At 38.1% G+C, this 25,272-nt stretch carries 22 protein-coding genes and 1 tRNA gene; 9 read left to right on the forward strand and 14 right to left on the reverse strand.

Features of this window, described 5'->3' with window-relative positions; translation table 11 throughout:
• Nucleotides 1-82: 82 nt before the first annotated feature.
• From HEQ36_RS09805 to HEQ36_RS09830, 6 genes are all read right to left on the reverse strand, one after another.
• Entirely contained in the window at nucleotides 83-2,233 is a 2,151-nt protein-coding gene (locus HEQ36_RS09805; protein ID WP_168636967.1) for a peptidase domain-containing ABC transporter, read from the reverse strand.
• A 353-nt stretch (nucleotides 2,234-2,586) separates the two neighbouring features.
• Complete coding sequence (locus HEQ36_RS09810; protein ID WP_168636966.1) at nucleotides 2,587-2,760, reverse strand: hypothetical protein; 174 nt, start codon at nucleotides 2,758-2,760, stop codon at nucleotides 2,587-2,589.
• A 364-nt stretch (nucleotides 2,761-3,124) separates the two neighbouring features.
• The gene (locus HEQ36_RS09815) at nucleotides 3,125-3,343 is read right to left on the reverse strand and encodes a hypothetical protein (RefSeq protein WP_168636965.1); all 219 of its coding nucleotides are present in this window, start codon (nucleotides 3,341-3,343) and stop codon (nucleotides 3,125-3,127) included.
• A 366-nt stretch (nucleotides 3,344-3,709) separates the two neighbouring features.
• Nucleotides 3,710-3,886 (reverse strand): hypothetical protein, encoded by a 177-nt coding sequence (locus HEQ36_RS09820; protein ID WP_168636964.1) that lies wholly within the window; start codon nucleotides 3,884-3,886, stop codon nucleotides 3,710-3,712.
• A 1,199-nt stretch (nucleotides 3,887-5,085) separates the two neighbouring features.
• Entirely contained in the window at nucleotides 5,086-5,700 is a 615-nt protein-coding gene (locus tag HEQ36_RS09825) for a chorismate lyase (protein ID WP_039200681.1), read from the reverse strand.
• A gap of 472 nt (nucleotides 5,701-6,172) precedes the next feature.
• Nucleotides 6,173-6,255, reverse strand: a tRNA-Leu gene (locus HEQ36_RS09830).
• A 281-nt stretch (nucleotides 6,256-6,536) separates the two neighbouring features.
• Here HEQ36_RS09830 and accC point away from each other — a divergent pair.
• The gene (accC, locus tag HEQ36_RS09835; protein ID WP_039200677.1) at nucleotides 6,537-7,883 is read left to right on the forward strand and encodes an acetyl-CoA carboxylase biotin carboxylase subunit; all 1,347 of its coding nucleotides are present in this window, start codon (nucleotides 6,537-6,539) and stop codon (nucleotides 7,881-7,883) included.
• A gap of 95 nt (nucleotides 7,884-7,978) precedes the next feature.
• On the opposite strand, the gene HEQ36_RS09840 is transcribed toward accC, so the two are convergent.
• Nucleotides 7,979-8,266: a YggT family protein gene (locus HEQ36_RS09840; RefSeq protein WP_027401501.1), complete on the reverse strand. Its 288-nt coding sequence runs from the start codon at nucleotides 8,264-8,266 to the stop codon at nucleotides 7,979-7,981.
• 352 nt (nucleotides 8,267-8,618) lie between these two features.
• Between HEQ36_RS09840 and psbX the strand changes: the two genes are divergently transcribed.
• The 4 genes from psbX to HEQ36_RS09860 all read left to right on the forward strand — a co-directional run bounded on the left by psbX (nucleotide 8,619) and on the right by HEQ36_RS09860 (nucleotide 11,463).
• Nucleotides 8,619-8,738, forward strand: coding sequence for a photosystem II reaction center X protein (psbX, locus tag HEQ36_RS09845; RefSeq protein WP_039200676.1), 120 nt, complete (start codon nucleotides 8,619-8,621; stop codon nucleotides 8,736-8,738).
• Nucleotides 8,739-8,885: 147 nt separating this feature from the next.
• Complete coding sequence (locus tag HEQ36_RS09850) at nucleotides 8,886-9,815, forward strand: Ycf66 family protein (protein WP_039200675.1); 930 nt, start codon at nucleotides 8,886-8,888, stop codon at nucleotides 9,813-9,815.
• Between the two features lie 32 nt (nucleotides 9,816-9,847).
• Nucleotides 9,848-10,408: a TolB family protein gene (locus HEQ36_RS09855; RefSeq protein ID WP_027401503.1), complete on the forward strand. Its 561-nt coding sequence runs from the start codon at nucleotides 9,848-9,850 to the stop codon at nucleotides 10,406-10,408.
• Between the two features lie 521 nt (nucleotides 10,409-10,929).
• Nucleotides 10,930-11,463, forward strand: a complete 534-nt coding sequence (locus HEQ36_RS09860) for a sterol desaturase family protein (RefSeq protein WP_233455571.1) — start codon at nucleotides 10,930-10,932, stop codon at nucleotides 11,461-11,463.
• 264 nt (nucleotides 11,464-11,727) lie between these two features.
• On the opposite strand, the gene gatC is transcribed toward HEQ36_RS09860, so the two are convergent.
• Entirely contained in the window at nucleotides 11,728-12,018 is a 291-nt protein-coding gene (gatC, locus tag HEQ36_RS09865; protein WP_027401505.1) for an Asp-tRNA(Asn)/Glu-tRNA(Gln) amidotransferase subunit GatC, read from the reverse strand.
• An 89-nt stretch (nucleotides 12,019-12,107) separates the two neighbouring features.
• On the reverse strand, nucleotides 12,108-12,629 hold the full coding sequence (locus HEQ36_RS09870) for a photosystem I assembly protein Ycf3 (RefSeq protein ID WP_053539450.1): 522 nt from the start codon (nucleotides 12,627-12,629) through the stop codon (nucleotides 12,108-12,110).
• 250 nt (nucleotides 12,630-12,879) lie between these two features.
• Between HEQ36_RS09870 and HEQ36_RS09875 the strand changes: the two genes are divergently transcribed.
• The 3 genes from HEQ36_RS09875 to HEQ36_RS09885 all read left to right on the forward strand — a co-directional run bounded on the left by HEQ36_RS09875 (nucleotide 12,880) and on the right by HEQ36_RS09885 (nucleotide 15,926).
• Nucleotides 12,880-13,854, forward strand: coding sequence for an ABC transporter ATP-binding protein (locus HEQ36_RS09875; RefSeq protein ID WP_168466923.1), 975 nt, complete (start codon nucleotides 12,880-12,882; stop codon nucleotides 13,852-13,854).
• A 92-nt stretch (nucleotides 13,855-13,946) separates the two neighbouring features.
• Entirely contained in the window at nucleotides 13,947-15,761 is a 1,815-nt protein-coding gene (locus tag HEQ36_RS09880; RefSeq protein ID WP_168636963.1) for an ABC transporter permease subunit, read from the forward strand.
• A gap of 6 nt (nucleotides 15,762-15,767) precedes the next feature.
• Nucleotides 15,768-15,926 (forward strand): cytochrome P450, encoded by a 159-nt coding sequence (locus tag HEQ36_RS09885; RefSeq protein ID WP_168636810.1) that lies wholly within the window; start codon nucleotides 15,768-15,770, stop codon nucleotides 15,924-15,926.
• Between the two features lie 89 nt (nucleotides 15,927-16,015).
• On the opposite strand, the gene HEQ36_RS09890 is transcribed toward HEQ36_RS09885, so the two are convergent.
• Nucleotides 16,016-17,116, reverse strand: coding sequence for a glycosyltransferase family 4 protein (locus HEQ36_RS09890; protein ID WP_290707531.1), 1,101 nt, complete (start codon nucleotides 17,114-17,116; stop codon nucleotides 16,016-16,018).
• A 42-nt stretch (nucleotides 17,117-17,158) separates the two neighbouring features.
• Nucleotides 17,159-18,436, reverse strand: a complete 1,278-nt coding sequence (locus tag HEQ36_RS09895; protein ID WP_168636960.1) for a glycosyltransferase — start codon at nucleotides 18,434-18,436, stop codon at nucleotides 17,159-17,161.
• Between the two features lie 156 nt (nucleotides 18,437-18,592).
• Between HEQ36_RS09895 and HEQ36_RS09900 the strand changes: the two genes are divergently transcribed.
• Entirely contained in the window at nucleotides 18,593-19,066 is a 474-nt protein-coding gene (locus HEQ36_RS09900; protein WP_027401510.1) for a TspO/MBR family protein, read from the forward strand.
• 434 nt (nucleotides 19,067-19,500) lie between these two features.
• Here HEQ36_RS09900 and HEQ36_RS09905 read toward each other — a convergent pair whose 3' ends face one another.
• The 3 genes from HEQ36_RS09905 to HEQ36_RS09915 all read right to left on the reverse strand — a co-directional run bounded on the left by HEQ36_RS09905 (nucleotide 19,501) and on the right by HEQ36_RS09915 (nucleotide 25,220).
• A complete protein-coding gene (locus HEQ36_RS09905; RefSeq protein WP_168636959.1) occupies nucleotides 19,501-21,903 on the reverse strand; it encodes a ComEC/Rec2 family competence protein in 2,403 nt (800 codons plus the stop codon).
• 400 nt (nucleotides 21,904-22,303) lie between these two features.
• Entirely contained in the window at nucleotides 22,304-23,071 is a 768-nt protein-coding gene (locus HEQ36_RS09910) for a hypothetical protein (RefSeq protein ID WP_053539445.1), read from the reverse strand.
• A 427-nt stretch (nucleotides 23,072-23,498) separates the two neighbouring features.
• Nucleotides 23,499-25,220 carry an IS1634 family transposase gene (locus tag HEQ36_RS09915; RefSeq protein ID WP_053538855.1) on the reverse strand — a complete coding sequence of 574 codons (1,722 nt, stop codon included), beginning with the start codon at nucleotides 25,218-25,220 and terminating at the stop codon, nucleotides 23,499-23,501.
• Nucleotides 25,221-25,272 lie beyond the last annotated feature (52 nt).

The following is a 25,272-nucleotide window of genomic DNA, read 5'->3' on the forward strand; positions in this document are numbered from 1 at the left end:
CCTACCTCCCCTACTCCCCCTACTCCCCCTACTCCCCCTACTCCCCCTACTCCCAATTAAGGGGGGTAAACACAAGAGGGAATTAGGGAATTAAAAAATCTAAATGATCTCCTGATTTAGTACGTAAATCCTGTAAAGAACCTTGTAATTTCAACTTACCTTGATCTATTAAAACAATCCAATCAGCACGATTAATTACTTTGGGTCGGTGAGTAATTAAAATCGTTGTTTTTCCTTGACGATGTTCAAATAATTGGTCTAAAACTTGGGCTTCACTCACTGGATCAAGTCCACCTGTAGATTCATCTAAAATGAGAATTGCTGGGTCTGTAACAATGGCTCTAGCTATGGCTAATCTTTGTCTTTGTCCACCAGAAATATTAGCACCAAATTCACCTAAAATAGTTTGATATGTCTCAGGCATTTTACTGATAAATTCATCAGCACCAGCAATTTGACAAGCTTTGACAATCTGCTCAAAGCTAACATAAGGCGCTCCTAATCGGAAGTTTTCGACAATAGAACGATTCCAAAAATGAGCATCTTGGGGAACGAGAACTACCTGTTGACGGAGAGATTCTAAAGAAAGGTCTTGGAGGTTATAAAGCCCAATTCGTATGTTACCAGATTCAAGTTTATATAAACCGGAAATTAATTTAGACAATGTACTTTTACCACAACCAGATTTACCAATTAAAGCAATATTTTTACCTCCAGGAATCGTTAAAGAAAAATCTTCTAATAAATCAATTCGACCAGGATAATGAAAGTTTATATTTGTACAAATAATATCAGCATTTTCAGAAATTGTCGCAAAAGGTTTTTTACCATTATCATCATCTTCTGGAGTGGCATCAATAACTTCTGTTAACCGCCGTACAGCAGTTTTTGCACGAGTAAATTCATCAACAAAATTAATAACTGTACTAATTAACCCAATAAAATTACCATTCATTGAGTTAAAGGCTAGTAATTGTCCAATACTCAAATTTTCAGATGGGTTAATTACTAAATAGCCACCAAACCAAAGTAAAATTACACTACCAATACTAGAAACAAAACCAGAAAATGTATTATTAATAATCCCAATTTGCATTGTCTGAAATGTGAGCCTAGCTAGACGATTAAAGCGATTTTGTAATTCATCCCAAAATTGTCTTCCTGATGTGGTTGTTTTGAGAGTTAATGCACCTTTAAAGGTTTCGACTAAAACCCCTTGGGTTTCGGCTTCTGTAACTAACAGTTCATTAGTTTTTTGCTGTAATGTGGGTTGAAAAATAAATGTAGATATGGTCATTACCACAGAAATTACTAAAGCTGCTGAGGTAAGTTTCCAACTATAAAATAACATGAGAAATAAGGAAATTACCGCAATAAAAAATTGACTTGGTAATCCAACAACAACTTGAGCAATTAATTGATTAATTTGGTCAATATCTCGCAGCCGACTGACAACTTCACCACTGCGACGGGTTTCATAATAAGTTAATGGTAAACGCAGAATTTGCCGCCCAAATTCTAAGACTAAACCTAATTGCATTCGTTGGGCAAAATGAGCAATTAAGTTAGACTGGACAAATGAGAGACTATGAGAAATAATATTCATGACGACTACAGAAATTACTACTGTAGTCAATAATTTTGTGTCACCTCTAACTAATACATCATCAGTAAGAATTTGCAGCAAAAAAGGGGAAGCTAAAGACAGCAAACCCAAGACTAAATTGAGAGGTAATGCTTGGAATAAAATGCCACGATAAATCCAAACTCGTTGGAAGAAACGCCAAAAACCACCGACCTGATCTTGCTTTTGAGCAAAAAAGCGAATAGGGTCTGGTTCTACTAATAATAATAACCAATCTGTCCAAGCTGCTTCTACATCTTGTTTAGAAAGATAACGCAAACCCACTGCGGGGTCTGCAATGAGAAACTTTTTACCTTTTTTACCATATAAAACAACCCAATGATTACCTTGCCAATGAATGATTGCTGGTAAAGGGGCTTCATTAATTTTATCTAATATTTCTGGCGAAGTTTTCACGGGATTGGCTTTAAAACCCAGGATTTCTGCACCTCTTTTTAATCCTAATAAGGTAGTTCCAAATTGCCCAGTTCCGACTGCTTCTCGAATCCGACTAATAGTAAAAGTTTGACCATAATGTTTAGCAATTGAAGCCAAGCAAGCTGCCCCACAATCTTCTTCGCTATGTTGTTGAACTAACTGGTATTTCATGGATAAAGCACCCTGGAGTATGAGAAGTAGGTTATCTGGGATTAGCCTCTTTTAGATTTACAATGGAAAGATATAAATAATATATAGGTTTTGTGAAAAGTATTCAGATAACTATACGGGGAATTTGATGTTTTAAGAAGGTCTTACTTGTCTAAAGTATCAATGTAGAAAATGAGTATTAGAAAAATATTCAATTAATAAAAGTAGTCAGCAGTCAGCAGGAGAGTAATAAATCTCTAGCTGATAGCTGACTGACTTTAGCAATTAGTCAAATTTCAGATAAGGTTTTAGAGTCTAACTCTAATTTATTGTTTTTAACAAAAAATTAGAGAAAGTCTAAAACTCATCTTCAACTAATACAATGTGATACCGTTGGCGATAACAATACTCTTTGTATTTCCAGAGCCATTCTGGCTATTGAAATTGTCGTTGAAGCTCTTTATAACACTAACAGCGTCCCGACGTTTCTTACCACCAGCTACGATTTCTTGTTGTTCAGCAGATACTGCGGTAAATAAATTAGACATGACTGAATTCTCCTTGATTTGTATTACGCTTGGAGTTGTTTACTGCTCGTTTGCCGTTTAACCCCCCGCTTGTTAATAGAATATCGAGAAGTCACTAGATAATTCATTCTCATTTTCTGCAAACTTAATTACCAAATTTAGAACTAGATATTTCCGAAAAATACACGCCAATATGCCTAAATTATTTCTACAAAATAGAAAATTTTTGCTATTCTGTTCATTACATACTGCCAATAATTAAATATATGTTATTCACAAATAAAGTAGAGACATTTCATGGAGCGTCTCTACTTTATAAGAACAAAGTATCTCTACATTATTTATGGAAACAGTCAGATTAACATCAGATCATCCTAGCTATTAACTAAAATTTACAGCGACGGTATTTTCTATTCTGAAAAGGTGGGTAAATAAAGAAATTAAAAATCATATTTATGACCGTTATATTATTTTGGATCGCAATAATATTATTTTTCCCTTGAGCGTTAATCTTGTTAAGATCACCAAGATTCACATCTGCTACACCACCAATTATGGTTTCTTGCTGCTCAATAGGTAATGTAGTAAACAATAGATTAGACATGATCTAAGGTCCTCTGATTTTGAGTTATTAACTGTATTAACTGTGATAGATTGATTTTATACTTTTCAATCTGGCTTCGGTTAATACCCTATACCTTTATTATTAGCTGTGTCATGGCTAATTTACGCCAACTTAATTACCAGGTTGGGAAAGATGTATTTCCCAATTATGTCAGCGATATTTCCGAAAAATACACGCCAATATGGCTAATATTTTTGAATAGATTAAGAATTCTATGCTATCTTTATAGAGTTTAAAATACAAGAATCTGTAGATAATGCTAGTTACCTACAGATTTATATCCATTAGAGGATTATCGAAAAAGCTAACCTATCTAATTAATAGTTCGGATTGGATAGGTTACTTTTAATGTTTTAATTCTTTCAATTCTTCCACAACGTCTTGAATTGTTTTTACAATTTCATACTTGATAAATTTTCCTAGTTTTTTAACCTCACCACGTTTACTTTGTAGGTTCAAAAATCCACCAACTACGGTTTCTTGTTGCTCAACAGTTACATCATTAAACAATGTATGTGACATAGTACAAATCTCCTTGATTTTGAATTAGTGCAGAGGTTGATTACGGCTTTTTAGCTGTTCAAATCTTCACGTGATTAAAATAGTATCTAGAAATAAATAGATAAATCATTATTACTTTCTGCAACTTTCATTACCAGATTTAGAAATAGATATTTCTGCAAAATACACGCCAATATAGCTAAATCATTGTTACCAAATAAAAAATTTCTGCTACCATCTTTCATCATTCTAACTAACCAATAGCAGAAGTTGTCTTTTGATGACTAAAAGAACTGGAAAATTTTTGAATTTGCTTAGTTTACTTTAGTAAACTTTAGCTATTAGCCTGGAACTTCAGTGGGGCTGTCAGCTATACTCAAAACGGCTTGATTGTTTGATTCTAAACGTAGGGGTAAAGCAAGAGCTTCATTGGTGTCAACTTAACGTAAAACCTCTATCCCGCAAAGAACTCAACTCGTCTCATTCCCAGTCTCTGACTGGGAATGAATTCTAGAAGGCTCTGCCTTCAATGATATTAGAGGCAGAGCCTCATCAACCGCATTCCTAGTCAGAGACTAGGAACGAGATGTGGTAGGGATTTGAGCTTACAGCAATTTCCAATCATATAAGGTACATCTTAGCCCCCTCATCGCTTGCGGGGAGGGGGTTGGGGGTGGGGTTCTTGTTCCGGGTTTGATGACAATTTGCTGTAAGTTGGCACCTATGAAGCTCTTGCTTTACCCCTACACATCTGGGTTATTTGTCATTTGGCAAAAGTTTAAATCTCACCCGTGTTTAGTATAAGTAGGTGAACAGAAAAATTTAAAGGTATATAACGGTATGTAAAGTTGTCTCAATGCGAGATTCTGATTGGGTTTCAGCCATTTTACAAAACGCAATACCCCTCATTTTTATTTTGTTTACCTACTTAAACAAATAAGCTATCTGTAGCTTAAGTTGACACCTGTGGTTGCCATACATTGGTGTCAACTTACAGCAATTCTTGTTCTCATGAAATAGAATGGAGGGCGCAGGCCCTGCGCCCCTACGGGTTTGGCGATAGAAAACTGTAGCTATCTGTAGCTTAAGTTGACACCTATGGTTGCCATACATTTTAGAATTCATTCCCAGTCAGAGACTGGGAATGAGACGACTTGAGGTTTTTCGTAATTTTGTAAAAGTCCATGTCTCAACCGTGTTTAGTATAGTTATGGAGAAAATTAACTTTCAAAATTCATAGCACCCAAATATTTAGTTAAAAACGGCGAAAAAACTTCATAAATCAAAGTCAGCGGTTGTCCATGATGCCAAAATAAATAATGGCGACCCCAAAACGGACCTTTTTCATTAAAACCTGACTCTAACGCCTCTGAGTTACCATAATAAATACCTTGCACATCTCTATATAACTCAGTTCGTAACCGCGCTAAACTTGCCCAAATTGGTAAAGACTTGTTTTGTAAATACTCATCTACATGACTTGCTTCCCACCAAGAAGCAGCATAATATAACCGCTGTCCAGAAGCAGTTCGCACCCATACCTGTCTTCTAATTCTTGGACCTGGTAGCATCTGCATTATAGTCGGTGCATTATCGGAACTCATGCCAATTGCTGACATATCAATCACATCTACCTCCGTTGGTTCACCCGTAAGTAGTTGGACGTGCCGAGTCGGAGAACCATCACCCAAAAGCAGTAATTGCCAAGTTGGTGCTAACTGAGTGTGCGGTAAACCGCACTTAATCGCTTCCTCCCCACCTTGCCAAATAGGAGTCAGGCAATGCCAAGCACTTGGTAGGATTAGATCATTTGTGGGATTAAAAGTAGTAGCCAATGTTCTTTACAAAAGTTTATATATATTTCTATCAATAGCATAAAAACCAGCATCACTAGGGACGCTGGCAAGGAATCAAAAATATGGATTTTGATCAAAAAATGTAAACCCGCTGCTATAGTCATTTTTCTGACCTAACAGCGGGTTATTTAGAGAACTCCATAAAAAGAAATGCCCAATGTCATTCTGTTCGCGCAGCGTGCCAGAGGCATTACGAAACGAAGTGAAGAATCTCTTGAGACGCTTCGTTTCGCTTTGCTACACTCAGCATGACAAAACAGGATCATTTATTTTGTGGCTTACTCTTAGAGGTTGTTTGAAAACTTTTTCGTGTGGTATCTGACACCCGCAGATCCCCCTAAATCCCCCTTGAAAAGGGGGACTTTGAGGAATTTAGCCCCCTTTTGTAAGGGGGGTTGGGGGGATATCGATTAATTCTGATACTTTTCAAACATCCTCTTACATTCAAAAATGCGGATGGCGAGACTCGAACTCGCAAGGGCTATGCCCACACGCACCTCAAGCGTGCGCGTATACCAATTCCGCCACATCCGCGCGGTTTGAACACAGATTACAGTATAACATAAAAAAATTTCTCAAACACAAGATTTTGCAAATATTTCCCAGATATTTTTTGAATGGGTATGAGACTAACAGAAATATAGTTGCAGCACAAGTCATATTAAAAGGTCTAGGAAAGATGCCACATAATCTAAATAGTCTGTTAAAAATTATGTTTGGGGATCTCCTGTCACGATTTACAGTAATGCAACAGCTTTATGTCAACAGGATGGGAGAAAATGTGAATCTACTGGTACTGATATCGTAACTAGAAAATGAAATTTGACAAAATATTAATTGCCAATCGAGGAGAAATAGCCCTTCGCATTCTCCGAGCCTGTGAAGAAATGGGAATTGCCACAGTAGCTGTTCACTCGACTGTTGACAGAAATGCTCTCCACGTCCAACTTGCAGATGAAGCGGTTTGCATTGGTGAACCTGCCAGCAGCAAGAGTTATTTGAATATTCCCAATATTATTGCTGCTGCACTAACGCGCAATACTAGTGCCATTCATCCTGGTTATGGTTTTTTATCAGAGAACGCCAGATTTGCCGAAATTTGTGCCGACCACCACATTGCTTTTATTGGTCCTAGTCCTGAATCTATCAGGCTCATGGGGGATAAGTCCACAGCCAAAGAAACAATGCAAAAAGCTGGTGTACCTACAGTTCCCGGTAGTGAAGGATTAGTAGAATCAGAAGAAGAAGGATTAGCGATCGCCAAAAAAATTGGTTATCCTGTGATGATTAAAGCTACCGCAGGCGGAGGCGGTCGAGGAATGCGGCTAGTCCGTTACGAAGAGGAATTTGTCAAACTTTTCTTCGCGGCACGGGGGGAAGCAGGAGCAGCCTTTGGCAACGCAGGCGTTTATATAGAAAAATTTATTGAACGTCCCCGCCACATTGAATTTCAGATCCTAGCGGATAACTACGGTAACGTTATCCATCTAGGTGAAAGAGACTGTTCAATTCAGCGTCGTAACCAAAAACTCCTAGAAGAAGCCCCTAGTCCTGCCCTTGACCCCGACTTACGGCAAAAAATGGGAAAAGCTGCCGTTAAAGCCGCCCAGTTTATTAACTACACCGGAGCAGGAACTATCGAATTTCTTCTAGACAAATTCGGTAAGTTCTACTTCATGGAAATGAACACCCGGATACAAGTTGAGCATCCAGTCACGGAAATGATTACTGGTATAGACTTAGTAGTTGAACAAATTCGCATTGCCCAAGGTGAAAGACTAAAGCTCACACAAAAAGAAGTGGTTCTGAGAGGACATTCCATTGAATGCCGGATTAACGCCGAAGACCCAGATCATGATTTTCGTCCAGCCCCCGGCAGAATTAGCGGTTATCTTCCCCCTGGAGGACCAGGGGTGCGGATTGATTCCCACGTATACACGGACTACCATATCCCCCCTTACTACGACTCTCTCATAGGTAAATTAATTGTGTGGGGACCAGACCGAGCCACCGCTATTACCCGCATGAAACGCGCATTGAGAGAATGTGCAATTACAGGAGTCCCTACAACCATTCCCTTTCATCAAAAAATTATGGAAAACCCGCAATTTTTAGAAGGTAATATTTACACCAGCTTTGTCCAGGACATGAAAATGCAGTAATTAGTCATTGGTCATTGGTCATTGGTCGTTTTCTTCCTCCTGACTCCTGACTCCTGACTGGGCGCGGGCCCCGCGCCCCTACATTCTGGCTCCTACTACTTGTCTAACATGGTCAGTAACCCTTGCTGACCTAGCAAAATTTCCCGGATAAAGCTGAAAATCGCCACCAAAATAATCGGGGTAATATCCACACCACCAATAGGTTGTACAAACTTCCGCAATGGGATTAAAAATGGTTCAGTCGGCCAGGCGATTAGACTAAAAGGCAAGCTATTGAGATTGATTTGGGGATACCACGTTAGAATAATGCGGAAAATAAATAGAAACGTCATCACTCCCAAAACCGGACCAAGAATCCAAGCAGTCAAGTTAACACCAGTCATTTTGTTTAGCTACCATCTGTGAGAGAATCCAAAACTTGGACGCAAGTTGATAAACTTTAAGTTTTGTAACGTATTCTTCCCTCAATTTTAACTAAATAGTGCCATTTTATTGTGAGAATAGAAAAACAAAGTTATTGACTTGGGATCATCAATCAAGTAAATACCAGGTTAGATGTGCGGTATGTACTTGATTGAGATACATTCAGGAAATCGTCAACCCTCTATGAGTGGGGTTTCCCAGCACTCGATTGTATTACATCCGACCAATAACCCTGATAATCTTGGATTACTTTTCAAGAAAGTAATCCAAGATTAAAATGAAAATAAACTGTGTAAAAAAAGGTTGAGAACTATGACACCCTCTTTAGCAAATTTTCTTTGGAGTCTCCTTTTGGGTACTGCGATCGTTGTTATCCCTGCTACCATTGGTCTAATTTTCATTAGCCAAAAAGATAAAATCCAACGTTTTTAATTTTTGGGGACTGGGGACTGGGGACTGGGGAAGCATCTTCTTCTTTCTTCTGGACTCCAGTATTCCTCTTCCACAATATTATGACTGGTTAAAATAGTGATAGTAAGTGTAACTCGTTAATATAGATTTGATATTAGGAAAACATCAATGGTTAATTTGGGGCTGAACTCAGCCAGTGTTTTGGCTCAGGTAAATTTTGGAGCAAACTCAGCCAGTATTCTAGGAATTTTCCTAGCTGTAGCTGGAGCAGCATTGTACTTTCTTCGTTCTGTCCGCCCAGAACTTTCAAGAGATCAAGACATCTTTTTTGCCGCAGTTGGCTTGTTATGCGGCTTTATTCTCGTATTTCAAGGATGGCGACTTGATCCAATTTTGCAATTTGGTCAATTGCTTTTGGTAGGTTCTACAGTATTTTTTGCCGTCGAAAGTATTCGTCTGCGAAGTATCGCTACTCAACAAGCAAAACGAAATACTCCCATCGTGGACGATGAACGCGAGGTTAGCAGAAAATATTCTTATTCTGAGCGGCGCAACTATCAAGCTGAGATGGATGCGGATTTAGAACCGCTACCGTATGAAGAAGACGAAGAAGCCCCTCAGCGTCCGAGAATTCGCGGTAGTCGAGACGAACGTTCTACCCGTGATGACTATTACGAAGATCAGCCACCACGCAGTTCACCAAACTCACGCACCAGGGAAAAACCAGAATCACCAGAAAGAAAGCGTCGTAACAATTCTGGGCGTTCAGTCAGTCGTCCCAGTGAGGGTTATGAAGATGAAAATTGGGGTTCTACTCCCAAACCAGTTGACGATTGGGAAACTTCAAATTCCCAAGATGCAGTGAGAAAACCAGCACGTCGCAATAATACTGGCAATAATCGCCCTCAACGCCAAGAAAGTCGTGAGGATGATATTACCCCTACTCCTAGACCAAGAAAACGTCGTCCACCTAGAGATTCAGTTTCTCCCAGAAGACAGGATGATGATGAAGCTATCCCAACGGAATATGTTCCTTACAATCCCATTAACAAGCCAAATAACGAGCCAGATAATTCCGATTTTGATGATGACATTTAACACGTTTGGGGTTGACGACGGAAAATAGTAATGTGAAAACATTTACACCTAGCTTCTGGCTCCAAAAGTCAATTTATTGGAGCCTAATTTTTGGTTTGACAAGTTTGCTGATATCTTGCAGTGCTGATAATATCCCCCTGGGAGTTACTTCTCTGAATAGCCGATATACTGAAGAACAACCTGCTATCAGTGGTAATGGGCGTTTTTTGGCTTTTGTCTCCAATCGTTCTCGTTATCAGCAGTTGTTATTATACGATTTAGAAAATCAAAGTTTTATTCCTACACCAAGATTAAACAGACAGTCAGTAATTATAGAAAGTCCTAGTTTGAGTTATACAGGCCGTTATATTTGTTATATTACCAGTGATCAAGGTAGACCTGTTGTTGCACTTTACGATCGCGCTTCCCAACAATCACAAGTTCTGACCCCTACTTATCGTGGTTGGGTGAGAAATCCTAGTATTAGTCCTGATGGGCGTTATATTGCGTTTGAATCCTCCAGTCGTGGACAATGGGATATTGAAGTTCTTGATAGAGGTCCAACTATTGAGTTAGATATTCCTAATGGTGCAAGGGTGTCAACCAAAAATTGACCGAAAAATTTTAGATTTTAGATTTTGGATTTTAGCTTAAATATGTCACATTGGGAGTTTTCGGTACAGATTCCCCGCCTCTTCAGGGCGGAATTAATCAAAAATACTCGCTGCGTACGCTTCGCTAACGCCAATCTAAAGTCCTCAAGCTGCACACTTTAGGGTTGAGTCAATCCAAAATCCAAAATCGTAAATCCAAAATCTGTTGACCGTTGGAAAATTTCTACACTTACCTGAATATTTCAATTGTATATCGTCACTAATATCTAGTATCAATAAAAGCTAATTTTATGTTCCCTACTCTGAAGCAATTTGGTATTTTAACTGTATTTATGTTTTTCGTTCTTTCGACAAGATACCTAACTGTATCTTCGGTTCTCTATTGGTTGCTTTGGGTTCGTCGTCCCCCGTCTTGGGAGGTTCGTCGTCTTCATGATATGCACCAACGCAAAAGCAAAATGAAGAGTGAAATCAAATGGTCTCTTTTTTCCTGCTTTATTTTTGCATTACCAAGTGCTTTTATGATCGAAATGATCAACTTGGGATATACCAAGGTTTACTTAAATTTTATGGATTATGGTTGGGTTTATTTACCTTTGAGCCTATTTATATATTTGATTCTCCACGACACTTATTTTTATTGGACTCATCGCTGGTTGCATATTCCTAGTATATATCGCCGCTTTCATCAAGTCCATCACGAATCTATCAACCCTACACCTTGGACTTCTTTTTCTTTTGATCCTGTTGAGAGTATTATTCAGGCAATTATCATTCCTCTGATGGTTTTTATTATTCCCATTCATATTAGTATGGTGGGATTATTACTAACGTTAATGACGATATTTGGTGTTGTCAATCATACGGGTTATGAAGTTTATCCATATTCATGGATACGTGGTTTTTGGGGTAAACATTGGATTACACCAACGCACCATACTATTCATCATCACAAGTTTAATTGTAACTATGGTCTTTATTTTCGGTTTTGGGATAAATTAATGAACACCGATATAATGGTCAAAACGCAGATAAACGCAGATAAACGCAGATAAATTTGTACTTCGTTAGACTAGGAAATAATATAAAAGATGATGGTTTTTGAGGAGAAATAGAGCTTTGCCCATGTGACAATTGAAAATTTGGGTATAAAATAATGTTTTTTAATAATAGTAATAGAAAAATAATTCTCAACTACTTGGCAAATAAAAAATCATCTGCTATATTTAGAGCATACCCAAAAACCTAATCCCCTAATCCCCTGTCCCTACGGGGATGTAGAGACGTTCCTCGGAGCGTCTCTACTCTTTTGTATTCACCTAATCAGCATTAAGAATTTTGGGAACTCGGAAAAAATCTCCTTCCTGTTGAGGCGCACTGTTGAGGATTGCTTCTCGTTCGGGATAGGGTTGGAGAATATCTTCTCTGGTGACGTTGCTAACATCAATAGCTCTGGTTGTCGGGGCTACATTAGTGACATCCAGTTGATTTAGTTGTTCTATATAGTCTAGAATACCACCCAGTTGAGTGGTAAATTGTGCCTCTTCGTCTGCTGTTAATTCTAAACGAGCGAGATTAGCGACTTTACGAACTTGTTCACTATCAATCATAATTTGTTAATTGTCAGTTGTTAGTTGTCAGTTGTCAGTTGTCAGTTGTTAGGCAAACTTTTACAACCGACTAATGACTAATGACTAAGTTAAAAGAATACGTCAATTTGCGATCGCCCGGTGGTTTTTATCCAGTTCTGAGCTTCAATATAGTTATTGGGAGCCATACGAATCGCTCTAATCCAATAATCCGCTGCTTGATCAAGTAATGCTTCACCACCGTCATTATCCCCTGCTTCCTTAGCTCTCTCACCTTGAAAATGATAAATCACGGCAATATTATTCAAGGCTTGGGGTAATTGTGGATTTAATTCAATGGCCTGATGATAATACTCTAAAGCCTTATTATGATCGCCGTTACTGGCATAAATTAAACCCATGTTATAAAGGATATAACTCCGATCATTAGAGTCTTCCTCCATTTCTAAGGCTTCTGTATAGTAGTCTAGTGCTTCGGCATATTCACCTTCTGCCTGTGCGGACATTCCATCTCGATAATAAACAAAGGCTTCTTTCGCCTTTTTGTTGGTTGGCAATATCTTGAGAATGATATCTGCCATTACTGTAAAGGATTTGTCAACAAAGTTATCGTTTTTCTGTGTTCTTGGCATATTTGTCTCTATGGTTGCTTAATTGCAGCATACCGCTAATTTAACTAATTTTTGGAGGTTTGAGTTATCCCCAGAAATATGAAGTAAGATTTTCAGAATTATTGACCGCAGATAAACGCAGATAAACGCAGATAAATTAATAGTTTTATTTAAATTTTAAATTATTTCGTTTCCATTTCCGAAACGGAAGTAAATACTATTGTATAACCGAGTTAAGTTAACTATTGCACACAAGCCACACCCAGCCGCGATGGTAAAAGAAATAGCAATTCGCACCACTGGACTCACTAAGCAATTTGAAAGACATATTGCTGTCAATGATGTTGACTTAGAAATCCATACGGGTGAAGTTTACGGATTAATTGGTCCTAATGGTGCAGGTAAAACCACCCTAATTCGGATGTTAGCCACTGCTGAAGAACCAACTACGGGTGAGATTTATATTAATGGCGATCGCGTAGCGGGTCCTTCGGACTATCGCCTCCTGCAAGATCAAAACAACCTAAAACTTAAACGTCGTCTTGGTTATTTACCTGATGACTACCCACTGTATGAAGATTTGACAGTTTGGGACTATTTAGATTATTTTGCTCGATTGTATCTCTTACAAGGAAAGCGCCGTACCCAACGTCTCCACGAAGTTTTAGAACTGATTCAACTGGGTAATAAACGCCATAGCATGATTTCTACCCTCTCACGGGGGATGAAACAGCGTTTAAGTTTAGCCCGCACCATTATTCATGAACCAATTTTACTACTTTTAGATGAACCTGTTTCGGGACTTGATCCTATTGCGCGGATGCAGTTCCGGGAAATTATTAAGGCTTTGCAAGAAGCCGGCATGACAATTTTAATTTCTTCTCATGTACTTAGCGACTTAGCAGAGTTATGTACATCCGTGGGAATTATGGAATTAGGTTTTTTAGTGGAAAGTTCTTCACTCAAACATCTCTATCAACGTCTTTCCCGACAGCAGATTTTTATCTCTACCTTGGGCAATATAGATATATTAGTGAGTGAATTAAAAAATCATCCCTTAGTGGAAGAATGGGAATTAATACTTAGTCAAAATAGTGTGCGAGTAAATTTTTCCGGTAAACCAGAAGATTCCGCTGATTTATTGCGATCGCTTATCAGTGCAGGAATTCCCTTAACAGAGTTTCATTGTACCCAAGAAGACCTAGAAACTATTTTCCTCAAATTAGGTCATAAACAAGCATCATAGATAATTTTGGATTTTAGATTTTGGATTTATTTTCTGCACAAACTTAAAAATTGTTCCAAAATAAAACTTATCAACTTTTAGAGGTATTAACGATGTTACTAAATTTCATAGACAGAGTTGGAGAATTAAATCCTCAGTTATTTCGAGAACTAAAAGGCAGATTCAAACCTTTTAATCTGATCATATCTATGGGTTCTTCCTTACTACTACAACTCATAGTTTTCATATTTCAATTCCGAGAATTTCCCGATGAAAACTACTATCTTAGATCAACCTACTGCACTTTGCGAGAAGTATACCAAAATCAGGAACAAGAACTCTATAAACAACAAAACCTACTTAACCAAAAAATAACTAATTATCAGCAAATTCAACTATCAGATAATACCATAATTCCCAACTTAGATGCCAAACTTCAGCAAGTTAACACTGAACTAGCTGACCTTCAGAATTATTTATCGAAAAATATTTGTCCTTTAGATAAAATAGACTGGCAATTATGGTGGCGAGATCATTGGGAATACACATTTTTAACATTTAGTGTAATTTTCATTTTTACCCTCTTAGTTGGCGGAACTTATTTATTAATTAGTGATTTAGCCAAAGAAGAACAACGAGGAACATTGAATTTTATTCGTCTAAGTCCTCAATCAGAAACCAGCATTTTAACTGGAAAAATTCTCGGAGTCCCCAGTTTAATTTATCTTTTTGTCCTCACAGCCATTCCTTTGCATTTATGGGCTGGACATTCTGCTAAAATCGCCTTCAGTTACATTTTCAGTTATTATGCTGTGATTGCCGCAAGTTGTCTTTTCTTCTACAGTGCAGCCCTAATTTTTGGTTTAGTGAGTCGTTGGTTCGGCAACTTTCAACCTTGGTTGGGTAGCGGTGCTGTACTTGTATTTTTGTTTATGACAATGACAATGGTATCGTCTTATGGAGACTTTAATAATCCCCTAACTTGGATGAGATTCTTAAGTCCCTGGGATATCACCAATTATCTATTTCCTAATCTGTTTCGTTCCTATAAAGATTCATCAATCAGCCAATTACAATTTTTCTACTTACCAATAGGAAAAAATTTCCTTACCTTAGTCGGCTTTCATTTAGTGAATTACGGAATTTGTTCCTACGGTATTTGGCAAGCAATGAAACGCTGCTTTCGGAATACAGATAGCACAATATTGAGTAAAAAACAAAGTTATTTATTTATAGCCTTTACTCAGGTAATGTTTTTGGGATTGACTATAGGTGCAGTTGAGAACAAATCAGATATGGGGATCATCGTCCTCATGGCTTTACTCAATTTTGCCTTAGTTCTAATTTTAACTATTGTGCTTTCACCTCAGAGGCAAACTATCCAAGATTGGGCAAGATATAGACACCAAAATCATCGAGATAAATCTGTATTACAAGATTTAGTATTTGGTGAAAAAAGCCCAGCAATTGTTGCCATAGTAATTAATCTATTAATTGCTACCACACCCATAATAATCTGGATTCTGTTCTCACCTACTAATTTTTATAATGGTAGTGTTGATAAGAACAAAGTCATATTAGCTATGGTTTTAGCTTTCACATTAATGTTGATGTATGCCACAATTGCTCAATTGATGCTACTCATGAAAAATCCCAAGCGTTATGTATGGACAGTGCTAACTATTGGTGTAGCGATGTTTTTACCGCCAATTGTTCTTGCCATTTTGGGTGTTAGTCCTTCAAAACATCCTATTTTGTGGTTATTTTCTACCTGTCCTTGGGCAGCGATAGAATACACTCGGACGACAACAATTTTTCTGGCACTTTTGGCTGAGATAACAGTTGTAGCTTTGTTAAATTTCCAATTAAATCGTCAAGTCAAAGTTTTAGGAGAATCCGCAACCAAAGCACTATTAACCACCCGATAATAGTTAGTGACTAGTAGAGTTTTACCGATAGGAATAATATTTGATCTTTGTATTCCTATCGGTGGATATACTCATCATCAAGAAGATTCATATCCTGATTCTAAACAGTTTAAACCAGAACGTTTTTTAGAACAGCAATTTTCTCCTACGGAGTTTGTACTATGAAGGAGAGAGAAAAGAGAGAAAAATCAGGACGTTTTGGGAAAAGCGCGTTAGTTGAGATTGTTAGGCTTCACTAATGCACACATTTTTAGTTAATTTAAAATAAATTCCTCATGCCATTGTTTGGCAACTTTATCCCAACCAAAAGAATCTCTGAGAGATAATGCTTCTTGCCTCAAGGTTTCTTGTTTTTCAGAATTTTTCAACAAGTCTATCACTGCTTCAACAAAAATATTATCAGTTTCCTCATCTCCCGCAGGTCCTTTAATTCTAATTCCTGATTGGACAGTTTCTTCTAAACCTGCATAAGTTGTGACTACAGGAACACAACCAGTAGCTTGCGCTTTCCAAGCACTAATACAGAAAATTTCAATAGCAGTATGACAAGGATAAACCCAAATACCTGATTTAAATAATTCCTCAATCAACTGCTTGTGTCCAATTCTGCCATGTTCATAAACATTTTTTTGATCAAACAGTTGCATTATTTGCTTCTTTTTATCTGGTAATTGGGGAAATCTCTCAATATAAGGTGAATTAATGAGTGCATCAACTCCTTGCCAACCATAAAAAATATGCAATTCCACATCAGGTACTTCTTTAAGAACCTTGTCCCATTGCATTAACAAATTTTCAATGCCTCTTGTATAATCACTAATCGAAATTAGTCTTTTGGGATTTCTAGTAATTCCTATTAAATTGAAATCTTCTAAATTAATGCCATTAGTAGTCAAGAAGATTTTATTTTCAGGTATCCAATCTGGTAGCATGGATTTATGGAAATTCGACAGCATAAACAGCCTGTCAAAACTTCCTAAAAATTCCGCACGTTGAGATTCTTCTATAACAGGAAATAATTGAGGGTTGTCGTGCATCCAAATAGCAATTTTTTTAGCCTTGACTTTCATCTGCATTGGTTGTGTCCAAGCACGGTGACAAATAAAAACATTGAAATTATCTTGGGGATTAAATTTATCAACAGACTGATAAAATACACCGTTATATTCTCCCTCCATGTTACCGCATCTGTTAAAAACTGTGACTTGATAACCTAATTTCAAGAGTTCTTGACTTAAGTAAATTATCGCTTCTTCACTACCACCAATACCTTTGCTAATAGAAAGAGGAGACCAATCTTCTAGATGAAATGGAAAATTGGAATAAATTACAATTGAGTTATTGTCCCAGTCCATATTATTTTATTCCTTTTGTCTATTGTTATTTTTGAAAAACAGTTATTTCTGAGCTAAAACAGGCTTACCAGTAGAGACAGCTTGTTCAACAATATCAATCGCTTGCTTTACTCCCCCGGCTTTTTTAATTGCTGCTTGTAACCGCAAAGCATTCTTGCGGTAACTATTTTCCGTCAACACTTTTTTAATAGCAGTCCGTAAATTATCAACATTAACTTTCTTCACAGGTACAGTTTCCCCACATCCTGACCAAACTATTCGGGAAGCTACTGCTGGTTGATCATTAGCAACAGGAATGGCTACCATTGGTACACCATTTGTTAAACATTCCAATGTAGTATTTAATCCTGCATGAGTAATAGTTAAATCTGCTTTTTCTAATAATTTTAATTGCGGTGCATAACGAACTACTAAAGGATTTCCTACTATTCCTTGCAGAACTTCAGGATTAGCCGAACCACCCAAAGAGATTACTAATTGTGCATCCAACTCTTGACAAGCCTCGGCAATTTTTTGGAAAACTGGTAATAACCGATTTTGTAAAGTTCCCATAGAAGCATAAATTAAAGGTTGTCCTGTTAATTTATCAAAAGGAAAATCAGCAACTTCCCTACCAGTTGCACTATGATATGGTCCTGTAAAATGAAACCAATCAGGTAAATTTTGCCGAGGAAATTCTAATTCCGCAGGTTGTTGACTGATTTGAGCTAATTGAGAATAGCGTTGATTTGGGCTAGAGTATGCAGGTAAATTTTTCTCTCGACGATAGCTTTCTATTAGTTCTGTGATAGGTTGAGTAGCCCGATTTAATAATTTATAACCTAATTTGTTACGCAGTTTTGCCCACCAAGCTGGGCTATAAGACCAATTTGTCATGAAAGGGGGAACACTTGGCTCTCGATTTAAAACTACAGCACTACAAATAGTAATAAAGGGAAGACCAGAAACATCTGCAATAGTCCCTCCTTGTGACATAGTTTGATCTATTAATAGTGCTTCTATACCTGCGTCTTTAATAGCTGTTGGGGCATCCCTGAGCGTAATATTAGTAATATCTCTAAACAGAGTAACAGTATATTTTAGTGCTTCTTGTCCGCTTAACTCTCCTAACTTAGCCATAGATGCTTCCGTTGAACCCAGGGGACATTCCGATTCACCAATAACTCGAAATTCTAAACCGGCTGCTTGTGCCTTGGGTTGGGCATCAGGAATACCAATTAAGGTAACACGATGTCCACGCTGTTGTAATTCTTTTCCCAAAGGTAGTATTGTGTTCCAGTGTCCGGTAGATGCAGGACACATTAAGCCATAATGAGTCATAATCGTATTTTCTGGTTATTTATAATGATATATACCAGAAAACTGCCCCATAATTCAATACAGATCACTGTAGTAGATTTGGATCTATGTTTAAAATACCTTATTAATGTAATATTATTGCGTCAGACTTTCACCAAAGTCAGCACCAAAGCAATTATGATTAAATCTTGGATGATTATTGGCACTATAGCATTCTTCGTAGGCTTCGCTGGTAACTGGATTACACCCAACCAGAGTCAATGGTTTCGGCATTTACAAAGACCTAAATGGTTAACCTTTGAATCAGCAATTCCTCTGATTTGGACTATAATTTTTATCTGTGGTGCTTGGTCAGCTTATATTATTTGGGAACACAGCCCAAATACCGATATAACTCGCTTAATGATGGGTTTGTACCTACTTCTAGAGATATTTACCATAGCCTATAGCCCCATAATGATCCGTCTTCGCAGTCTTATCGCTGGTACAATCATTGGTGGTACAGGTCTACTAATTTGTATATTAATCACCCTTGCAGTCTTATCTGTATCGCTTTGGGCAGCATTACTATTATTACCTTATTTAATTTGGAGTCCTATAGGTACATACACCACATGGCAAATGAGTCGTCTTAATCCGCAAGATGCTTAATTAGAGAACTCCCTCTTTGGGGGTTTTTTAATTTCTCTCTTTGAACTTTCTCAACTTGCTTGGGTGCTTCCATTTCCGTAAATAATTTTGGCTCTTGAGTACATAATAAACCATTCTAAATCGTTAAAAAGCCTATACTGTCTTCGTTTTGACTTTTGACTTCCGCCCTACGGTACTAGCCCGCCTGGGAATGATAGCGTAGCGTGGCGTTAGCCATATTCCCAGTCTAATAGCAAAAGTTGTCTGTTGATGACTAAAAATCCCCATAAATCTATAGTTTACTTTAGTAAACTTTGACTATTAGCAACTGTAGGGGCGCAGGGACTGCGCCCTATATTTTATTGCATCCGACCGATAACCGCTATATTGGTGATAAAATCCCTGTTTTTATCCTGCTACCTGCTGTCATCTCCTTCTTACTTTGTCTCTCTGTCCTACAAAACAGAAGATTTATTTTCTGTTGTCTGAATGAAAGTTTGAAAATCCCCATTAGGTGTCCATTGAATCGCACCATCTTTACCAGTAAAGAAAAGTTTTGTTTGTCCTTTACTCAAAGAAGATAATATTTTCCTATCTAGATTATTAGCAGGAGAGATAGCTATTTGTGGTTTGAGTGCTAAAACTAAATCTTGCAAAGATTCTGATGGACTCCACAACACCTGGGGAGAAGACAAATCACCACTTTTAATTAATTCTTTAATTTGTTGAGATTTAATATTCCCTACTAATAACCAACTTTGACCAAAAATTTGTAACTTTAAAATCGGTACTTGGTCATTAATTAATTGTGCTGTCATTGTGGGAGTATTTATAGGTTGTCCAACTCCTAAACTTTGATAAATTCCTTGCTGTTTTTGGAGTTCCTGTTGTAGTAATTGAGTTGCAATATTTTCCTCCAACTTAGGAGCATATTCATACAAATTTTTAATTGGTAGACTTTGCATAATTTCCAACCAAGCATCATTAGTATAACCTGTAAACTTACTAGCGATCGCCCAATTAATCTGATTTAAACCTTGCTGTCTCAAAAATGGCAAAATTGTAAATCTACCTGTGCCTTCATTTCCACTATTAATTACGGCAATATTTCCCCGATCTTGAATTACTAAAACAGGTTCAGTTCTAGTATCTAACAAAGTAATTCTCACCAAATTATTAGCAGAATGCCAAATGGGAACAAGTACCAAACCAACTGCTATGAAACCTACAAACCACCAACGTTCTTGCCACCATCGGACTAAGCAAGCTAAAATAATTAAGATATAAATAGTGAGCATTTGCAAAATTGATATACTCCCAACTGCTACCAAACTACCTGGCAACTTAACAAAAAATTCCACCATTTGAATTAATAAATGGGTTGGATAATATAAAAAACTGGCTAAAGTGCCACCTAAATCTGGGGAAATCAAACTCACCAAACCGCTAATCATGCCCCCAATACTAATGATAGAAATAAATGGTGTCGTCAAAATATTTAGAGGCACACTATAAACGGGAATGACACTAGAAAACTCTAGCAGTCGGGGTAAAGTCCAAATTGTGGCTGCTAAAGGTACAGAAATTAAAGAAGCGATCGCAGGTGGTAGCCAATCTAAACGTTGAGTGATTGCAGATGCACTGACAATTAATCCCAAAGTCGCTAAAAAACTCAATTGAAAACCTAAATCCCAAATCCAGAGAGGATTAAACAACAATAATAATGTTGCGGCTATTAATAAAGATCCCAATTGCTTCACATTTCTTTCTAAAGCCAAACCCAACAAAGCGGCAAAACCCATAATTACGGCTCTTAATACTGCGGGTTGAAAACCTGATAAAAACAGAAAAGTAATTAATCCCAAGCTACCAAGAGTAATTTGTGTGGCTTTATTTGTACGTCTTGTTAGCTGTAAAACTACACCCAAAATCAGAGAAGTTTGAAACCCAGATGCGGCTAAAGCATGGGCTAAACCTGCTTTTACGAATAAATCCCGGATATCATAGGGTAAATCAACAGCTTTACTACCTAAGACCATTGCACTAACAAGGGGACCTTCAGGAACACCTAATAAACGAGATTGCGATCGCCCAATCTTCTCACGAACCTGCCACCATCCCCAAGGATGTTCATCATCCAAAATATTAATCTGCCTACCAATTAAACCCGCAAAAGTCCCCTCCTGCCGCAGATATTTCTGAAAATCAAACCCACCAGGATTAGAAGCCGCAGTTGGTTTATACAAAAATCCAGTCACCGCAATTTGTTGTCCAGGATATAACCCAGTAGATTGCAATATCGGCACAGTCACATATAGCCTACCCGTCACACCCTTGGGAATCCCCCCTCCCTCCTGACCCTCTTGCAGCGGCACTAGTTCCCTCCGGGACGCTCCGCGAACGCTATCATTTTTCACCTCATCTAACTGAGTCGCTGCTAACCAAAATTGTCCCCGTTGATTACGAGTTACGCGGGGATTACTATCCACCAACCCCCGTACAATCACTAATTGTTCAAGATTACTATTATCCCCAGCCGCAAACTGACTAATATCCTCAATTCCCGGTTGAGGAACACGCAATTGCCAATAAACAGTAGCCAACAAACCCACCACACCAGCAATTAACCATATTCTCGGATGAGGAATACCCGTCCAGTTATTAGCAACCGCCTTATCTTTGCCAACAGCACCTTCTCTTTTCAGAGCAAACTTCCGCAGATTAGCATATATGCGGCGAAAGAAAACCGCCCCAACCACACCCAATAATAAAATCCACACACCACCCCAAGGAATAGCCGTAAACAGCAAGCCCAAAATATAACTAAGACAGATAATTATTCCACTCGTCTGCATCATAAGAATTTAATTGCCAAAGCACCCAGTTCAGAGAATACCGCATAAATATTTAATCTGCTTGGGAAAGATATAATTCATCTGTCAAATTTATTTTGACGGGAATGATCGGAAAAAACCTCTGTTCTTCCCTCCCCTGCCTCTCTTCTCCCCTACCTCCCCTACCTCCCCTACCCCCCCTACCTCCCCTACCTCCCCTACCCCCCCTACCCCCCCTGCCTCTCTTCTCCCCCTGCTTGCCTTCACCCGTCATTTTCGGCTTCACAGACTACTAGGACTTACAGCAGAATTCAGGAGGTAGGGGCGCAGGGCCTGCGCCCAATCAGGAATTAAGAGTAAAACCCGCTTGCTGTCCGGGGTAGAATTTAGATTCTGTACCTCATTAATCTGCAATTTGCTGTATTTAAAATAATTTGAATTTAGCCAATTGGTTTTCAATCATTCCTGTCAGCATTTGCTTGAGTTCCGTACCATTTTGAAATTGTAAAACCTGCTGGGTAGGTAAATCAAAAGGAAACTGCCCTACCAAGTCTGGACGTTGCATTTGCACCAGCAAAATTTGTTCAGTCCGTTTACTGTGAATAGCATAACCCATTTCGACACAGACATGAGGACTGGGAATTAGTTGATTTGTTTCCTGACTGTCAATGCTAGTTATGGCAGTGGTATCAGCAATAAATAATAAACTCTTACGGATTTTTCTCATGCTGGCGCGATTTAAACGCAAACAAGCATTTTTTGGACGAGGTGATTCTACTAAAGTTAGGGGAAAATGCGATTTTTCATTTATACTTTTTAAAGTGGTAAGCAATTCTTCTCTGAGGAGATCATTAGCTGTCCCATATTCGGTTTGATAACAGAAATATATTGTCGGATCTAATTGGGCTAATACAGCCTGTTTAGTAAAATAAATTTCATGACTAATCAAGTCAATGTTAGCTACAGAATATCCACCGCTGCCTTCAATATAAAACTCAATATTTTCTCCTTCTAAATATCGCCCAAACCAAGTTGATGTTTTTACTGCGTCGCTATCCTCTAAAAAGTCTGCTCGCAATCCTGATTTTAATAAGCTTTTTTTACTCAGCCGAATATCTGGAGGACGTTTTTCCAGTTCTGCAATCGGTTCATAATCCGGTAGATACCACGCTCTGAGCGCAATAATTGACATAAGGCGCTATTTTCAATATCTCTTTCTATTTAATTCTAGTACAAAATTACAAACAACAACACCCAGACATCTACTAGCTTGTTGAATCCCTCTTTTTGTTAACTCTAGCCAGGGATGTACTACCTTTCATCAACTTGATCAACAAGGGATGGAAACCAGTCACAGCGCCCCCTGATTTTCATTCATTTGAGGAAATATCAGCTTTCGCGTTGGGTGTTGTTGTTTGTTGACGAGACAGATGTAAATTAAACAGCGCTTTTACCTCTCATTTGTGGTTTCTTTCTTCTTTCTCTCTAGCTGTCGTATCTGCCAGGGAAGCTATACCTGCTTCAACTATTAAGATAACAGCTTTAAATTCGATGGGACATTTTTGCAATTAAACTTTACTACTCCCGGTTCGCCCATTTTTGCGAGAGTTAGAAGAATTCTACTCAGGAGTAAAAGATTGACCACTAAGCTGAGTATAAATAGTAGGGGGAAACCCAAGTAAAACAAGAATACGCTGCTGTAAAGGGGAAAGAGTAGTTAAATGAGTGTAGACTTCATTGTTAACCTCAATTAATATCAATGTGATTTCTTTAAATGCAACAAGAAGCATTTCAGCAGTAGGACGTGCCGTTTTACGCTGAGGATTACCAGCATAAAGTCCAGCCAATTTTTCTTGATTTTTGTCAAGATGGCGACGAACCTGAAACTCTAAAAGAGTCAAAACTCGCAAACCAATTGAAAGTAGTCGGATCAAACCAGTAATATGGTCTTCACGTTGTAAATAAATTGGAGTTAAAGAAAGAGGAAAGCCTTTAAGTCGAGCAAATCCTCGTTCTGTCAAATACTCATCTCTATAAGCACGAACTGCTTGTTTCAAACTCAGGTTAGCTTCAGTTTCATTAGTGACATAAACTCGCCAGCCTAACAGTTGAACTTGTTGTTTTACCGCGTCTTCATTAATTTTAAAATCTAAATTAAAGGAAACTTCTTCTATTATTTGAGATTGACGTTCGCCATATTGTCTTTTAACTTTTTCAACTCGCTGAGTTTGAATATCAATTTCAAATAATCCCCCAGTCCGATAACGCTTGAGAATCTCAGCTACAGATAACTCCCACTCTGGAAATGATGTCAGCTTTTTCTTGCCGCGTTTGGGGATTTTTAGTTGTTCAAGAGCATGAACGGTTTTCTGTATGCGTTCACGTAGATATTTTTCCTCTGTCTGGGCAATGGCATAAGAACGGACTACTAATTGTCGCTCTTCCCAAGATATTTCTTGCTCGTTAATCTTTTCTTTTTGGAGCAATTTTAGTTCAAATCCTTCAGCAATCTCTCTCGTTTTTCCATCTGCATAATCATAATTGATAGTTGTCAATTCTTGTTTTTCATCCCAAACTGGTTGCAGATATTCTCTTAATTTTTCTGTCGGTGTTTGCTTGGCATTTAAAGGACATAGATAAAAATCTCCCCCTGATACAATATGGATTCTTGTCCCCATTGATGCCATTTTACAGTCCCCAATATACAGTAATCCTGGCTGTTTTAGCGTCGAACGGACTCTCTCAATTGCGGGGATATATAAAGGGTCATCTGCTTTTTCTCCCGATAATATTTCTGTTGCTATTGGCATTCCTAATGGGTCTAATGTTGATAGCATGATTTTGACTTGTGCCAAATCTGGACGATGGTCTTTGCTATGACCCCATTGAAATAGCCCTTCAGTATTCACCCCGCAATAACTTGAAGCTGTTGTACTATCCAGTCTTACCCGTTCTGGTTTGATATCATACACTTGCAACAAATTACTTCCCAGTTCTTCCTCAAACGCATACCAGTTCTCGTCACAGTTAAGGTAACGCAATACTGCTTCTAATCGGTCATCGGTTAGGTCAAGTTCGTTTAAGCTTTCACCAATCAATTTTTTCAATGTTTCTAACCGTTTACCAGCCCAGGCTTGAACTTGATTTAAACGGTGGTCTGCTTGCGATAAGATATGTGTTAACCAGATCACTGCTACATTCCCCAAGCTTTGTCCTCGCCAATTTCCATGGGTGGGGAAGTTTTTATCTATTAGCTTTTGTACACCCATCCGTTCTATCTGTGTGAGTAGTACGGGTATGTCATCTACTCGTTCGTTTGTAATTATGGATTCAGTTGCCATAACGTCGAACATATACTTACTTAGCTTATTTTGTATAACCTGTCTCTGATTA

Origin of the sequence: Anabaena sp. 54 (assembly GCF_017355725.1) — a bacterium.
GTDB lineage: Bacteria > Cyanobacteriota > Cyanobacteriia > Cyanobacteriales > Nostocaceae > Dolichospermum > Dolichospermum heterosporum.

Bases quoted from the DNA above. Each gene is read 5' to 3' on its own strand.
- HEQ36_RS09880 (WP_168636963.1), top strand. From the start codon at position 13,947: ATGTTACTAAATTTCATAGACAGAGTTGGAGAATTAAATCCTCAGTTA.
- HEQ36_RS09890 (WP_290707531.1), bottom strand. From the start codon at position 17,116: ATGGACTGGGACAATAACTCAATTGTAATTTATTCCAATTTTCCATTT.
- HEQ36_RS09815 (WP_168636965.1), bottom strand. From the start codon at position 3,343: ATGTCTAATCTATTGTTTACTACATTACCTATTGAGCAGCAAGAAACC.
- HEQ36_RS09850 (WP_039200675.1), top strand. From the start codon at position 8,886: ATGGTTAATTTGGGGCTGAACTCAGCCAGTGTTTTGGCTCAGGTAAAT.
- HEQ36_RS09910 (WP_053539445.1), bottom strand. From the start codon at position 23,071: ATGTCAATTATTGCGCTCAGAGCGTGGTATCTACCGGATTATGAACCG.
- HEQ36_RS09900 (WP_027401510.1), top strand. From the start codon at position 18,593: ATGATTAAATCTTGGATGATTATTGGCACTATAGCATTCTTCGTAGGC.
- HEQ36_RS09905 (WP_168636959.1), bottom strand. From the start codon at position 21,903: ATGATGCAGACGAGTGGAATAATTATCTGTCTTAGTTATATTTTGGGC.
- psbX (WP_039200676.1), top strand. From the start codon at position 8,619: ATGACACCCTCTTTAGCAAATTTTCTTTGGAGTCTCCTTTTGGGTACT.
- HEQ36_RS09895 (WP_168636960.1), bottom strand. From the start codon at position 18,436: ATGACTCATTATGGCTTAATGTGTCCTGCATCTACCGGACACTGGAAC.
- accC (WP_039200677.1), top strand. From the start codon at position 6,537: ATGAAATTTGACAAAATATTAATTGCCAATCGAGGAGAAATAGCCCTT.
- HEQ36_RS09870 (WP_053539450.1), bottom strand. From the start codon at position 12,629: ATGCCAAGAACACAGAAAAACGATAACTTTGTTGACAAATCCTTTACA.
- HEQ36_RS09810 (WP_168636966.1), bottom strand. From the start codon at position 2,760: ATGTCTAATTTATTTACCGCAGTATCTGCTGAACAACAAGAAATCGTA.
- HEQ36_RS09860 (WP_233455571.1), top strand. From the start codon at position 10,930: ATGATCGAAATGATCAACTTGGGATATACCAAGGTTTACTTAAATTTT.
- HEQ36_RS09805 (WP_168636967.1), bottom strand. From the start codon at position 2,233: ATGAAATACCAGTTAGTTCAACAACATAGCGAAGAAGATTGTGGGGCA.
- HEQ36_RS09820 (WP_168636964.1), bottom strand. From the start codon at position 3,886: ATGTCACATACATTGTTTAATGATGTAACTGTTGAGCAACAAGAAACC.
- gatC (WP_027401505.1), bottom strand. From the start codon at position 12,018: ATGATTGATAGTGAACAAGTTCGTAAAGTCGCTAATCTCGCTCGTTTA.
- HEQ36_RS09915 (WP_053538855.1), bottom strand. From the start codon at position 25,220: ATGGCAACTGAATCCATAATTACAAACGAACGAGTAGATGACATACCC.
- HEQ36_RS09840 (WP_027401501.1), bottom strand. From the start codon at position 8,266: ATGACTGGTGTTAACTTGACTGCTTGGATTCTTGGTCCGGTTTTGGGA.
- HEQ36_RS09875 (WP_168466923.1), top strand. From the start codon at position 12,880: ATGGTAAAAGAAATAGCAATTCGCACCACTGGACTCACTAAGCAATTT.